Origin of the sequence: Muribaculum intestinale, from assembly GCF_002201515.1 — a bacterium.
Taxonomy (GTDB): Bacteria; Bacteroidota; Bacteroidia; order Bacteroidales; family Muribaculaceae; genus Muribaculum; species Muribaculum intestinale.
In genome coordinates this window covers 797554-811187 of record NZ_CP021421.1, presented here as the reverse complement: position 1 = coordinate 811187, position 13634 = coordinate 797554, and the positions used below count along the sequence as shown (strand labels likewise).

The 13634-nt window shown below is 53.5% G+C and carries 12 protein-coding genes; all 12 read right to left on the bottom strand.

Annotated features, from left to right (window positions below; translation table 11 throughout):
- Positions 1-27: 27 nt before the first annotated feature.
- Complete coding sequence (locus tag ADH68_RS03460; protein ID WP_068959794.1) at positions 28-960, bottom strand: ribose-phosphate pyrophosphokinase; 933 nt, start codon at positions 958-960, stop codon at positions 28-30.
- A gap of 86 nt (positions 961-1046) precedes the next feature.
- Complete coding sequence (locus ADH68_RS03455) at positions 1047-2759, bottom strand: alpha-amylase family glycosyl hydrolase (RefSeq protein ID WP_068959795.1); 1713 nt, start codon at positions 2757-2759, stop codon at positions 1047-1049.
- Positions 2756-3556, bottom strand: coding sequence for a patatin-like phospholipase family protein (locus ADH68_RS14135; protein ID WP_068959796.1), 801 nt, complete (start codon positions 3554-3556; stop codon positions 2756-2758). The genes ADH68_RS03455 and ADH68_RS14135 overlap by 4 nt, the downstream gene beginning before the upstream one ends.
- A gap of 173 nt (positions 3557-3729) precedes the next feature.
- The gene (locus ADH68_RS03445) at positions 3730-4161 is read right to left on the bottom strand and encodes a GtrA family protein (RefSeq protein WP_068959797.1); all 432 of its coding nucleotides are present in this window, start codon (positions 4159-4161) and stop codon (positions 3730-3732) included.
- A gap of 35 nt (positions 4162-4196) precedes the next feature.
- A complete protein-coding gene (locus ADH68_RS03440) occupies positions 4197-4862 on the bottom strand; it encodes a trimeric intracellular cation channel family protein (RefSeq protein WP_068959798.1) in 666 nt (221 codons plus the stop codon).
- 23 nt (positions 4863-4885) lie between these two features.
- The gene (gene nth / locus ADH68_RS03435) at positions 4886-5566 is read right to left on the bottom strand and encodes an endonuclease III (protein ID WP_068959799.1); all 681 of its coding nucleotides are present in this window, start codon (positions 5564-5566) and stop codon (positions 4886-4888) included.
- Positions 5567-5654: 88 nt separating this feature from the next.
- A complete protein-coding gene (gene pheS, locus ADH68_RS03430; RefSeq protein ID WP_068959800.1) occupies positions 5655-6677 on the bottom strand; it encodes a phenylalanine--tRNA ligase subunit alpha in 1023 nt (340 codons plus the stop codon).
- A 55-nt stretch (positions 6678-6732) separates the two neighbouring features.
- Entirely contained in the window at positions 6733-8742 is a 2010-nt protein-coding gene (locus tag ADH68_RS03425; RefSeq protein ID WP_407940414.1) for a dipeptidyl-peptidase 3 family protein, read from the bottom strand.
- A gap of 39 nt (positions 8743-8781) precedes the next feature.
- Positions 8782-9966 (bottom strand): class I SAM-dependent rRNA methyltransferase, encoded by a 1185-nt coding sequence (locus ADH68_RS03420; protein ID WP_068959801.1) that lies wholly within the window; start codon positions 9964-9966, stop codon positions 8782-8784.
- A gap of 22 nt (positions 9967-9988) precedes the next feature.
- Positions 9989-11350: an RIP metalloprotease RseP gene (rseP, locus tag ADH68_RS03415; RefSeq protein ID WP_068959802.1), complete on the bottom strand. Its 1362-nt coding sequence runs from the start codon at positions 11348-11350 to the stop codon at positions 9989-9991.
- A gap of 4 nt (positions 11351-11354) precedes the next feature.
- Positions 11355-12533, bottom strand: coding sequence for a 1-deoxy-D-xylulose-5-phosphate reductoisomerase (locus tag ADH68_RS03410; protein WP_068959803.1), 1179 nt, complete (start codon positions 12531-12533; stop codon positions 11355-11357).
- A 96-nt stretch (positions 12534-12629) separates the two neighbouring features.
- Positions 12630-13505 (bottom strand): M23 family metallopeptidase, encoded by an 876-nt coding sequence (locus tag ADH68_RS03405; RefSeq protein WP_068959804.1) that lies wholly within the window; start codon positions 13503-13505, stop codon positions 12630-12632.
- Positions 13506-13634 lie beyond the last annotated feature (129 nt).

Genomic DNA, 13634 nt, shown 5'->3' with positions numbered 1-13634 from the left:
TGTATAAAGATGTTATGATTGTATCCTTTAGATGAGGTACTGCGAGGATATGGACTGGTTTTCGTGGACACGGCGTATTGTGTCGGCGAATAGATGTGCTACAGACAGGATGGTGCACTTTGTGCAGCTGCCTGTGTAGGGTATTGAGTTGGTAAACATCATCTCGGTTATGCCGCAGTCCTGCACACGCTGGCTTGCGGGGTCGCTCATGATGGCGTGGGAGCAGAGAGCGCGTACGCTCTTGGCGCCTTCGCTCATCATCAGGTCGGCGGCCTTGGTGATGGTGCCGGCAGTGTCGACCATGTCGTCGATGAGGATTACATTTTTGTCTTTTACGTCGCCGATTACTGTCATCGAAGCCACTACGTTGGCTTTTGCGCGCTGCTTGTGGCAGAGCACCAGGGGCACATTAAAATATTTGGCGTAGTTGTTGGCACGCTTTGCGCCGCCTACGTCGGGAGTGGCGATAACCATGTCGGGCAGATGTAGCGATTCGATATAGGGGATGAATACCGAAGATGCGTACAGGTGGTCGACCGGTACGTTGAAGAAACCCTGAATCTGGTCGGCATGCAGGTCCATACAGATGACGCGGTTTACACCGGCTGCACTAAGCAGGTCGGCCACCAGCTTTGACGCGATTGACACACGAGGTTTGTCCTTGCGGTCCTGACGGGCCCAGCCGAAGTAGGGCATCACGGCGATAATCGAGGCTGCCGAGGCGCGTTTGGCTGCGTCAATCATGAGAAGCAGCTCCATGAGGTTGTCGCTGTTGGGGAATGTGGACTGCACGAGATATACCTCGCAGCCACGGATTGATTCTTCAAACGATACCTCGAACTCGCCGTCGGCGAAATGCTGGATATTCATTTTACCGAGTTCAACACCAAGGTCTTTGCATATCTCCTTGGCCATGTACTGCGACTTGGTGCCGGCAAAAATCTTAAAAGGGGGTAACATTACAAGAAATTGTATTTAAGTTCAGAAATTCCAGATTTGATGGTGCAAAGTTATCGCTTTTTGCTGGATAATCGCCACAAGAGCGCCTACTTTTTGTAACGTTGCAGCACGTTCTTGTGCTTAATCTTCCATACTACTGCGTCGTACGGACCTATTTCAGTCTCAAACGGCAGGTCGGGCGACAGGTGTTTGCGCATCATGTCGTGGGACAGGAGGTCTACGGCAACGCAGTCGCCCTGTGGTATTCCGAGAGTCTCGAAGGCGTGTAGCGGTATGTTGATTTTCAGATTGCAGGGATTGGAGTCGAAGTTGACGGCAATCAGCAGGGTTTCGTCGTCGCAGCTACGCAGGAATGTGTACTGGCGGTGGGGGTTGAGCGTACGGTTCTCATAGTTGACATACATAAGGTCGAAGAATCGTCCGCGCGATATGGCTTTCTCCTGGTTGCAGATGGTAAGTACCGTGCGGTATTTGTCGCGTAGCCATTGCTCTTGCGAAGTCAGGAGTTCGGAGTCCCAGTTGCCCGAGTTCATCCATCGGCGTATGGTGGGGATGCTCCAGTAGTCGAATATGGTGGTTCGGCCGTCGTTTCCGCTGAAACCCTCGGCGTCTTTCGCCTGCTCTCCGATTTCCTGTCCGGCATATATCATCATAGGGCCGGTAGAGATGAATGAGCTTACGACCAGCGATGGTATCACGAGTGAAGGGTCGCCGGCATACTGTTGTGAGCCGAATCTCTGTTCGTCGTGGTTTTCGAGGAAATTGAGCATGTTGCCACCGATGCCTTCCACGGTCTGCCAGCAGTGGGTAAGCTGTGCGGCCGACACGTTGTGGCATTGTATGCCTCGGAGAGTGTCGTAGAGGTTTACCTTGTCGTAGAGATAATTGAATCCGCCATATTTTATGAAGTCGCGGTAGAGCGCCACGTCGTATATCTCGGCGATGAACACTACATGGGGATAGCGTTCGCGTATGTTGGGTATTACCCACTGCCAGAATTCAAGGGGCACCATGTGGGCCATGTCGCATCGGAAACCGTCAACTCCCATGTCGCACCAGTAGCGCAGTATGGAGTGCATGTCGTGCCATGTGCGCGGTATCGGGTAGAAATGGTTGGTGTGGTCGCCGTAGTCGACACCGTAGTTGAGTTTTACAGTCTCGTACCAGTCGTATTGCGACGGAAATGCCGTGAAGCAGTCGTTGCCCGAGGCCTTGGCCGGGAATTCGACATATGCGTCATCTCCCGAGCCGAGATTGATTGATGGTGCGAAGAGCTGGTGAGGTATATAGTAGAAGCTGTTGTCGCGAGAGAAGAATCGGTTGCGGTCGTCGCCTACTCCGAAGTCCTTGATTCCTGCGGGTTTGGCGTCGGAGATATACTGGCGCGATACGTGGTTGGGGACAAAGTCGATTATCACCTTCATGCCTGCGTCGTGAGTGCGGTCGACAAGGGCCTGGAACTCCTCGATGCGCTTGTTGACGTTTACAGCGATGTCGGGGTCGATGTCGTAGTAGTCTTTTATCGCATAGGGCGAGCCTGCGCGTCCTTTCACTACATGGGGATTGTCGCGGTGTATGCCGTAGCGGCTGTAATCGGTCTGGTTGGAGTGCTCGATTACTCCGGTATACCAGATGTGGGTCACACCGAGCCCTTTTATGCTTTTGAGGGCTTTTTTTGTGATATCGTTCATTTTGCCTGAACCGTTCTGCTGTATAGTGCCGTTGGGCACACAGTGGTCGCACGGGTTGGCAAACAGTCGGGGGAGAAGCTGATAAATAATCGGTTTTTCGCTGGTCATAAAATTGAGAATGTCGATTTCAGGAGCGGGGAGTCGGCGAGCGCTTTTTTAGTTGCGTAATAGCCGCTCTTGAACATCCGTTCCTTTTCTTTGAGGGTGAATACGCCCATGTCGGCGATAGAGTCGACCGATACGATGGTGTCGCACAATTCGATGTCGGCCGTTGCGTTGTTTCTTGACATGAGGTGGAATGAACGCGAGGCAACACCGATAATGTTGCCCGACGATCGTCCTGGCTTTATCTGTGGGCTTACGTTTATGCCTATAAGATGGGTCACATCTTTACGGATAGCCCATGACGGGAGATTGTGGAGCACGCCACCGTCGACATAGTGAGTGCCTCCGATAGTTACAGGTCTGAACACCACCGGCATTGAGCATGATGCGAGCACGCGCTCGGAAATCTCGCCGGCACGCCACTGTACGGGTTTGCAGTTGTCGAGGTCGGTAGCGCATATCACAGTCGGCAAGGGACACTCTTCAAGGCGCGTTACTTTCAGATTTTCTTTGATAAACGCGTGAAAGCCTTTCATAGTGAAGAATCCTCCGCTCGGCACTCCTATCTCACAGAAGTCCCAGAACCGGGCTTTCATGAAGCTGCGCATGATTTCCATAGGCTTCATGCCGCTGCCATAGAGAGCCGCCGCAATACTTCCGGCACTGACTCCGGCAACGATTCCGGGTTTGATGCCAAGCTCCTCAAGTGCGTATAGGGCGCCAAGGTGAGCGAATCCGCGGGCGCCTCCGCCGCTAAGAGCAAGGCCTATTCTGTAGGGTCGACGTCGAAACATTACCATAGGTTTTATTTGTGAGACTGATTATATCACAAATATAACAAGTGAACACACAAATTTAGTTCTTTCCCGTGAAAGAGCAGGGACGCAGAGATGGATAAAAACTGTACTGTGGTGTTAATCTGTGTTAACCGCAATATTTCCCAGCTGTGAGGGTGTGCTTATGCCTGTGCCGGCTACTGCCGGAATGTAATGAGTTTATTGTAAATATAATAGGCCACCGTGTACACGATGTTGCCGCATATCGTGGCTATTCCGTAGCCTGATAGCGTAAATGAGAACAGTGAGTATTCCCATTCCTTGAGACTTGTCTCGTTGAAGAGTAGCCATACGGCAAGCAGTTGTATTCCGTAGCATATGAGTGCTCCCGAAAGGAATGCTATCGCCTCGCGGGCATAGTGGCCCGAAGTCTTGAACACCCATCGCTTGTTCCAGATGAATGAATTGACGATACCGCATATGTAGCCGAGTGCGTTTGAAATCCACGGATTAAGACCGAGGATTGATTTGCATAATATGATTACGCCGAATGTCACCAGGGTGTTAATCACACCGACGCAGGCGTATTTAATGAATTGCAGCGCTGACCGGCTTATCGGGAGTTTCATGCTTTGTACCTGTGATGTTTCCACGTGAGGGAGTTCTATTTACGTTTGTTTTCTGTTGACTGGTTTTGATTGGCGCCGTCGGTGCAGTAGACATCGCCCAGCACCGGGAGCGACCATCCGTATTGTACGGCCAGCACTCGCATTGCAATGACTGTGGCGGCGCATGCTATGCCTTGCACGGGTACCGATGCATGGCAGCAGATGAGCGCGCCGTATACGAGTCCGCCAGCCAGACATGCCGTGGCATAGAGGTCTTTCTTGAAAAGGAGCGGCTCGCTGTTAATTAGAATGTCGCGTATCACACCTCCTATGGCTCCTGTGATTATGCCCATTATTATGGCTACCCATAGGGGATAGTCGGTGTCGAGAGTCTTCTGTATGCCTATCACTACAAACAGGGCCAGCCCGATGGTGTCGAATATGAATAGTACGCGTGTATGCACGAGTATGCGTCGGAACACGATTACCACTATCAGCGACATGGCTGTGACTGCGAGGTACCACCATGTCTGCATCCAGAATACCGGTATGTCGAGCAGAATGTCGCGCAGGGTGCCGCCGCCGATGGCGGTGACAAGTCCGACTGTATAGGCTCCGAACCAGTCGAAATTTTTCGCAGCGGCCATGCGTATGCCCGATATGGCAAACGCTACCGTGCCGATTACTTCTATGATAAATAGGAATGCCTGCTCGTAGTCCATTGCCTGTGAAAAGTTATTTGGCGTTAATCGTTGATGTCCTTGTTGCTGTCAGCTGGTGCGCTGTTGCCTGTAGCGCGGTTGTAGTAGCGGCATACACCTGTCAGGTAGCAGTTGAGACAGTCGGGGCGGCGCGCCTTGCATACATAGCGCCCGTGGAGTATAAGCCAGTGGTGGGCTTTGGGTATGATTTCTTCGGGAATGTTGGCACACAGGGCTTTCTCTGTGGCGAGGGGAGTCTTGCTGCCGGTTGTCAGGCCTATGCGTTCGCTTACTCGGAACACGTGGGTGTCTACAGCCATGGCGGCACGGTTCCATACTACGGCGAGCATTACGTTGGCAGTCTTCCGGCCGACTCCGGGGAGACGCATGAGAGAGTCGATATCCGATGGTAGTTCTCCACCGAATTCCTCCACGAGCATGCGTGCGGCCCCGAGCAGAGAGCGTGCCTTGTTGTTGGGGTATGATACTGAGCGGATGTATCCGTATATATCTTCCTGTGTGGCCGCGGCCATGTCGGCCGGGGTGGGATATGCCTCGAACAGAGCCGGAGTGACTATGTTGATACGCTTGTCGGTGCATTGTGCCGACAGAATCACCGCTACCAGCAGGTGGAACGGAGTGTCGTAGTGGAGCTCGGTCTCAGCCACAGGCATTTCATGGCTGAATATCTCAAGTACGCGGCGGTAACGCTCTTTTGTGGTCATTACGGCTGTCTGGATTCAAGAATGTGTCCTGACTTTATCTTTCCCGAGGGCAGAAGTCAAGGACACATTCACGGTATTTTTGTCGTTTTTACTTGTGGGCGGATGTGAATTCGTCGAGGAACCGGGTGTCGTTCTCGGAGAAGAGGCGCAGGTCGTTGACCTGGTACTTGAGGTTGGTGATGCGCTCTACACCCATGCCGAGTGCGAATCCCGAGTATTCCTTGCTGTCGATGCCGCAGGCTTCGAGCACAGCGGGGTCTACCATGCCGCAGCCGAGAATCTCGACCCATCCGGTGTGCTTGCAGAATGAGCATCCCTTGCCTCCGCAGAGGTTGCATGAAATGTCCATTTCGGCGGAAGGCTCGGTGAAGGGGAAATAGCTTGGACGCAGACGTATCTGAGTCTCGGGGCCGAACATCTCACGGGCGAAGTAGAGAAGTGTCTGTCGCAGGTCGGCGAATGATACGTTCTTGTCGACATAAAGCGCCTCGACCTGATGGAAGAAGCAGTGGGCACGGGCCGATATAGCCTCGTTGCGGTATACGCGTCCGGGGCATATGATGCGGATAGGGGGCTTGGAGTTCTCCATTACGCGCGACTGTACGGATGATGTATGAGTGCGGAGCAGCACGTCGGGTGTGCGCTGAATGAAGAATGTGTCCTGCATGTCGCGAGCGGGATGGTCGGCAGCGAAGTTCATTGCTCCGAACACATGCCAGTCGTCCTCGATTTCCGGACCTTCGGCGAGAGTGAACCCGAGTCGCGAGAATATGTCGATAATTTCGGCGCGAACGAGCGAGAGCGGATGTCGGGTGCCGAGAGCCACGGGAGCTGCGGTGCGGCTCATGTCGATGGATATCTCCGAGGCACCGTTGTTGTCGAGCGCCTCGCGCAGGGTGTTGATTTTCTCGGTGGCGAATGTCTTGAGTTCGTTGAGTGGAGCGCCGATAGCGCGCTTTTCATCGGGGCCGAGGGCCCTGAAATCGTTGAAGAGAGCGTTGATTTCTCCTTTTTTGCTCAGATATTTTATGCGTAGTACCTCCACTTCGGCAGCGTCGGCGGCATTGAGACTTTCGATTTCAGAGTGGAGCGCTTTTATTTTGTCTAACATTGTCTTTAACTTGATGTAGCAGTAGTCGGGTAAATCTTCTGCAAAGTTACTGTTTTTATTTTAAAGTGCGATAGTCGCGTGAATAGCGGAGCATCTGGGGAATATATTCTTCGCCATAGGTGACTGTTACATCGGTGATGGCTCCGTCGGCGTCGCGTACAATCGAGTATGTCGGGTTGACGAATCCGCGGTAGGGGGCTATGTCGAGATGGCTGTAGCGCTCGAGCACTTCGTTGTGTATGGCCGGATCGACTTTTACGGCATATTTCTCCACGAGGTTGCGTCCGGCCTCATAGTCGCCTTCGCTCTTTATGCGCTGGATTTCGCCGAGCAGACGGCCGAAAAGGGCGCGCAGTTTCCGGTAGTCGTTGATGCGGATGTAGGTCTTTCCATCGCGCTTTACGTACTCTATAACGTTGTCGGCCTTGCCATGCTCGTAGGCCCACTCCGATATCAGTTTGCGGTTGCGCATGTGGGCTTCTTCCACATCTTTTCCGGGCTCGATACGCATGAGCTGTGTCATCAGGCCGTTGAGGATGTATTTGTAGTATTCGGCCTTGTAGGCGTCGGGGTTGTCGAGTAGTCCGAGCTCAATCAGCTTGGGGTCGGCCAGGTAGTAGAGTGCGAACAGGTCGGCGCGGGCTTCTTCAAGCGTCGAGCCGTGGGCTTTCAGTGCGTCGGGGTCGACTCCGGGGAGCAGACGTCCGGAAGCATGGCCCAGGCATTCGTGGAGGTCGGTGTGAAGGTTGTCGGTTATGAACAGGTAGTCGTCGAGCAGTTTTGAGGTTGGCTCGTCGATTACGAATTCCTGGTTGAATCCGTTGCCGTGTGAGGCTTCGTCGTAGGCCTGTGTGATATTCTCGAGTGTTACCGATTTGGAGCCATGGGCCGCGCGTATCCAGTTGGCGTTGGGCAGATTTATGCCGATGGGAGTGGCGGGGTATGCGTCGCCGGCGAGGATGGCTGCGGTGATTACTTTTGCGGTGACTCCTTTTACTTTGTCCTTGCGGAAGCGCGGGTCGACCGGCGAATTGTCTTCAAACCACTGTGCGTTGCCGCTGATGGTTTCCGTGCGCTGCGATGCGGGTATGTTCTTGAAGTTTACGATTGATTCCCATGAGCCGGTCATCCCCAGCGGGTCACCGTAGCTTTCTATAAAGCCGTTGATGAAGTCGACCTGCGAGGCTGTCTCCTCGGCCCACAGTATCGAGTAGTCGTCGAATGTCTTCAAGTCGCCGGTACGGTAAAATTCAATCAGTTTGTCGATATATGCTTTCTGAGCGGGATTTTCGGCATATATCGAGGCAAGCGAAAGCTCGCGTATGATGCGTTCGATGGCGTTGCTGTAGAGCCCACCGAGTTTATAGGGAAGCTCGCATACCTGACCGTTGCGTTTTACCTTTTTTGTATTGAGACCGTAGGATATTGGAGTGAGGTCGGTAGTGTCCTTGCGGGCGTTGTAGTAGTCTTCGATTTCTTTCTGAGTGAGTCCTTCCTCATACATGTTGACCGCAGATGTGCGTATCAGGTCCTCGCCTTCGGCCTGGTTGACACGCTTGGCCATGAATGTCGGGTCGAATATGAGTTTAATCAGCTGTGGTTCGTGGGGCGGACGCTGATTGTCGGGCATCCTTACGAGCTGCGACATAATCCACTTTCGGGAGAATTCGGGGGTGAATTTGTCCATTGAGTAGTGGTGGTGGACGCCGTTGGCGAACCATACCTGTTTGAGGTATTTCTCAAAAGCCTTGAACTGTGGGTCGTTGCGGTCGCCCTGATATCCTGTGTATATTTTTTCGAGCATGTCGCGCAGCTCGAGATTCAGGCGGCAGTTCTGGTCCCACAGGATGTCGCGTCCGGCGAGGGCGGCCTCTGTGAGATGGTATACGAGCATTTTCTGGCTCAGCGACAGTTTGTCGAAATCGGGCACTGGGTAGCGTAGTACCTCAATGTCGGCGAAACGGTCGACTACGTAGTCGAAATCATTTTTGTCTTCGGCCATTGCTGATGATGTTGTTGTGAATGCCATTGCGGCTATGCAGCCGCATGCGATATGTCGGTACAGGTTCATTTTTTAGGATAATAACAGATATACGTGGGGAGTCTATTCGACGTAAAGGATAAGTCCCTTCAGGTATTCGCCTTCGGGGTGATATATGTTGACCGGATGGTCGGCCGGCTGTGTGAGCTGATGTAGTATACGCACCTTGCGTCCGCTCTGTGCTGCTGCCGAGAATACTGCGAGGCGGAACTGTTCGCGGCTTACAGCCTGGGAGCATGAGAATGTGAATAGGATGCCTCCGGGTGCGATTTTGGAGAATGCGGCTGCGTTGAGGCGTCGGTAGCCTGTGAGGGCGTTTTTCAGTGCGCTGCGGTGCTTTGCAAATGCCGGGGGGTCGAGAATGATGAGGTCGAAGGCGCCATGCTCCATCTCGGCAAGATAGTTGAACGCGTCCTGGGCTATGGCCTTGTGGCGGCTGTCGCCGGGGAAGTTGAGCTCGACGTTTGCTTCGGTGAGGGTCACTGCCTTGGCCGAGCTGTCGACGGAGTGGACCATCGTGGCGCCTCCGCGCATTGCATATACCGAGAATCCTCCGGTGTAGCAGAACATGTTGAGTACGCGACGACCGGTGGCGTATTTTTCAAGCAGGGCGCGGTTGTCGCGCTGGTCTACGAAAAATCCGGTCTTCTGCCCTTTCAGCCAGTCGATGTTGAAGCGCAGGCCGTTTTCAATCGCTACGTTGGTTGAGAAGGCTCCGATGATATATTCGTTCTGTGGGTCGAGATGGGCCTTGTAGGGGAGTGTGGTTTCTGATTTGTAATATACGTTGGCGATGCCGGCTTCGGGAAGAGCAGTGAGTGCGCGCGCTATAGTGTCGCGCATAAAGTGCATTCCCGGCGAGTGGGCCTGCAGCACCGCTGTGTCGCCATATATGTCGACAATAAGTCCGGGCAGGAAGTCGCCTTCGCCATGTACGAGCCTGTAGGCGTTGTTGTCGTCGCGTATCAGTCCGAGAGCCTGCCGCATGCGAAACGCTTCGTTGAGTCTGTCGGAGAAGAATGCTTCGTCAATGGCCTTGTCGCCCCAGGCGAGTATGCGCACGGTGATGCTGCCTATCTGATAGTGGCCTACGCCTATCATGCGGCCGTCGCTTGTGTACACCGCTACGATATCGCCTTCTTCGATAGTGTCGGGGGTGTCGGCCACTGCTCCTGAGAACACCCAGGGGTGGAATCGCTCAAGCGACTGTTCTTTGCCACGGCGCAGTGTGATGCGTGGATATTCCATAATATATTAATAAGGAGAGGCTTTATTTTAAGAAGAACCGGTAGAGGTCGTTGCCATTGGCATAGAGGAGCAGTATGAACAGGAATGCCATGCCGCATATCTGGGCATACTCCATGAATTTCTCGGAGGGTTTGCGCCGCGATATGATTTCGTAGAGCAGAAACATGATATGCCCGCCGTCGAGCGCCGGAATGGGCAGGATATTCATGAATGCGAGAGCTACCGAGAGGAATGCGGTGATTTCCCAGAATGATATCCAGCTCCATCGGTCGGGAAACATGTTGCCGATGGCGCCGAATCCACCAAGGCTCTTGGCTCCCTCGGCTGTGGCCACGTATTTCATCGAGCTGACGTAGGCCGACAGTTTTCCTGTGCCGTTTTCCCAACCCTTGGGTATCGACTCAAGGAGGCCGTAGCGCTTTACGTGTACAGGGTAGATGTCGGTGATTGGGCGTAGCTGGATACCGATTTTGCCGCCTTCGGTCGGAGTGATGGCGATGTCGGCGGGATGTCCGTCGCGGACGATGCCGAGCTCGATTTCCTTGCCTCCGTTTTCGGCGAGTAGCCGGGTGAAATCGGTATAGGTCGATGCGGGCTCTCCGTTGATGGTGCGTATGCGGTCGCCGGTTTTCAGTCCGGCTTTGTCGGCGGGTTCTCCGCTGACGGTGTTGTCGACAACTACGGGCAGACGGTATGTGAAGAAGCCCTTGTCGTCATTGACGCGGAAAATGAAGTTTTCCGGTATGGCTATTTCTACTGAGTCGCGTCCGTCGCGCAGTACCGTCACAGTCTTTGCCTCTACCATTTTAAGCAGACTTGACGGGTCGGAGGCGTACATCTCCTCGCCGTCGGCGAGAAGGGGTATGTCGCCGTCGCGGAATCCGATTTCCTTTGCCGACTGTGCATACTCCATGCCTTCCTTGGCGTCGCGGTATTCGATATATTTCTCGCCCCAGTACCATGCTATGCCGGCATAGATGATTATGGCGAGAATGAAGTTCATGAGCACTCCGGCTACCATCACCAGCAGGCGCTGCCATGCCGGCTTGGAGCGGAATTCCCAGGGCTGCGCGGGCTTGCTCATCTGCTCTTTGTCCATCGACTCGTCAATCATACCTGCGATTTTCACATAGCCGCCCAGCGGCAGCCAGCCGATGCCATACTCGGTGTCGCGCCATGTAGCGCGGTTGTCGACGGTGTCTTTAGTCGCCTTTTTCTTTGGCCGCCATTTTACCAACGAGAACCAAGGGTCGAAGAACAGGTAGAATTTCTCAACTTTAATCCCGAACATGCGGGCGAAAATATAGTGTCCGAACTCATGTATTATCACGAGCAGGGCAAATGCGGCAATCAGTTGCGCCGCTTTTATCAGAAATGCGTCCATTGTGTTATCTCTTCTTGTCGAACCGGCTCTTGGTATGCTCCTCGGCTATGCGGCGGGCGAGTGTGTTGGTGGCAACATAGTCGTCGTAGCCAGGCGAGGCTATGAATGGCACATCGTTGAGCGTAGATTCTATTGTACGTTGTATGTCAAGGTAGCCGATACGCTCGTGGAGGAATGCGTCGACAGCAATCTCGTTGGCGGCGTTTATCACGCATGCGGTATTGCCTCCGCGTTCGAGCGCGTAGTAGGCCATGTTGATGAGGGGAAATTTTTCGGTGTCGGGCCTGAAGAATTCGAGTCGGTCGTAGTCCTGCAGGCGTAGACCGGGACGGTTGGTGGCAAGCCTTGAGGCATCACCGAGGGCATAGCGTATGGGCAGATGCATGTCAGGGATGCCGAGCTGTGCTTTTACCGATCCGTCGGTAAACTCTACCATGGAGTGTACAATCGACTGGGGATGCACGACCGCTTCAATGCGGTCGGGGGTGATGCCGAACAGCCAGCGTGCCTCGATTATCTCGAATGCTTTGTTGAGCATCGTGGCTGAGTCAATGGTGATTTTGGCTCCCATCGACCAATTGGGGTGGGCGAGGGCGTCGCGTACGGTCACACTGCTCAGTTCGTCGATGCTGCGGGTGCGGAAGGGGCCTCCCGAGGCGGTGATAAGCAGCTTTTTTACTGTTGATGATTCCTCTCCTGCCATACACTGGTATATGGCCGAGTGCTCGGAATCGACGGGAATTATACGTGAGGGTGAGTTGTCGAGTCGTCGTGTCACAAGCTCTCCGGCTACAACCATTGTCTCTTTGTTGGCCAGGGCTATCTGCTTGCCGGCATCGATGGCACGCAGGGTGGGGGCGAGGCCGCTGTAGCCTACAGTGGCTGTAACCACGGTGTCTACGTCGTCGCGCTCCATAGCATCAGTTATGGCATCGGCTCCTGCCGCGGTCTCTATACCGAGCGGGGCGAGAGCGTCGCGCAGAGTGGGGTAGAGGCTCTCGTCGGCTATTACGGCGAGATTCGGACGATGCTGACGGGCCTGCGAGATTAGCAGCTCTACGTTGCGGCCGGCCACAAGCACTGTGGCACGGAAACGGTCGGGATATTCTGCGATTATATCAAGTGTCTGTACTCCTATTGAGCCTGTGCTCCCGAGTACGGCTATCTTTTTCTGTGGGTCCACGGATTAATGGCTATATATAAATAATGGCTATATATAAATATAGGTGCAAAGATAGCGTAAATTCCGCTATTATGGAAACCGGGGCTTTAAATTCGGTCAGATAGGCATGACGCGGAGTGGGTTCAGCCGTGTCCCGGCGCTCCATAACTGTATGGTCACGTCGTGGGATGTGTCGGCATTTCCAAGGCTTTCTCCGACCGATACGGAATCTCCGGCCTTTACTCTGCAGGATGACAATCCGTCGATTATTGTCACATATCCGTTTGTGTGCTGAAGGGTTACGGCCCATAGGCCCGAGGGGGAGTAGGATGTGGCTATGATAGTGGCAGAGCCCGGGGATGTGACTGTGGCATTGCGCGGAGGGCTTACGACAGTAAGTTCGGATGAAGTGTCGGACAGCATGCGCGCTCCTCTTATCGGAAAAAGAAATATTGCTGATACTCCGGGCGCGGAGGTGTGGTTGCCGATGCTGTAGCGCTTGCGTTCATCTATCATTCTTACGAACTGTTCTTCTGTCGGGGTTGCCGGAAGCAGCGAATCGGGCGATACTGAGTGGCTGGAGATTGCAGATGCCTGCTGTCCGGTATGTGTGACTATTGAGCTGTCGCCCTGTAGGATTGATTTCAGTGTGGCCAGATATTCCGATGTCTCTCGTCCGGCTTTCAACAGTGAGTCGACACGGAATACGTTGACTGTGTTCTTCTGTCTCTCTTCCTGCTTGAGGTATCCAGGTAGGAGAGTGCGCAGTGGGGTAAATACTATGAGTGTTGCCGCCATGCATCCTAATGCTACGAATATTAGTGCGATACTGGCAATTACTTTGCGCTGTGACATGCCGATTGTCCACACCTCGTTGAATGTGTTCTCGTTGATGAACGAGAGCCTGAAGCGCCGGTGGGTGCGCAGACGGTGGCGTGCACGCTGCCCACGGTGAGGCTGGTCAGGTGGAGATATGGGAGTGGACGATGGCATTATCCGGAGTTTTTTTTGTTTTTGCAAATATAAGCATAAATTTCTGATTGTAAAATTAACATTAAACCGGGTGCTAACCTATATATTGCTGAATTTCAGTGATTAATTGATTTTAACGTAGTCCTGATT

Bases quoted from the DNA above. Each gene is read 5' to 3' on its own strand.
- ADH68_RS03460 (WP_068959794.1), bottom strand. From the start codon at position 960: ATGTTACCCCCTTTTAAGATTTTTGCCGGCACCAAGTCGCAGTACATG.
- ADH68_RS03455 (WP_068959795.1), bottom strand. From the start codon at position 2,759: ATGACCAGCGAAAAACCGATTATTTATCAGCTTCTCCCCCGACTGTTT.
- ADH68_RS14135 (WP_068959796.1), bottom strand. From the start codon at position 3,556: ATGGTAATGTTTCGACGTCGACCCTACAGAATAGGCCTTGCTCTTAGC.
- ADH68_RS03445 (WP_068959797.1), bottom strand. From the start codon at position 4,161: ATGAAACTCCCGATAAGCCGGTCAGCGCTGCAATTCATTAAATACGCC.
- ADH68_RS03440 (WP_068959798.1), bottom strand. From the start codon at position 4,862: ATGGACTACGAGCAGGCATTCCTATTTATCATAGAAGTAATCGGCACG.
- nth (WP_068959799.1), bottom strand. From the start codon at position 5,566: ATGACCACAAAAGAGCGTTACCGCCGCGTACTTGAGATATTCAGCCAT.
- pheS (WP_068959800.1), bottom strand. From the start codon at position 6,677: ATGTTAGACAAAATAAAAGCGCTCCACTCTGAAATCGAAAGTCTCAAT.
- ADH68_RS03420 (WP_068959801.1), bottom strand. From the start codon at position 9,966: ATGGAATATCCACGCATCACACTGCGCCGTGGCAAAGAACAGTCGCTT.
- rseP (WP_068959802.1), bottom strand. From the start codon at position 11,350: ATGGACGCATTTCTGATAAAAGCGGCGCAACTGATTGCCGCATTTGCC.
- ADH68_RS03405 (WP_068959804.1), bottom strand. From the start codon at position 13,505: ATGCCATCGTCCACTCCCATATCTCCACCTGACCAGCCTCACCGTGGG.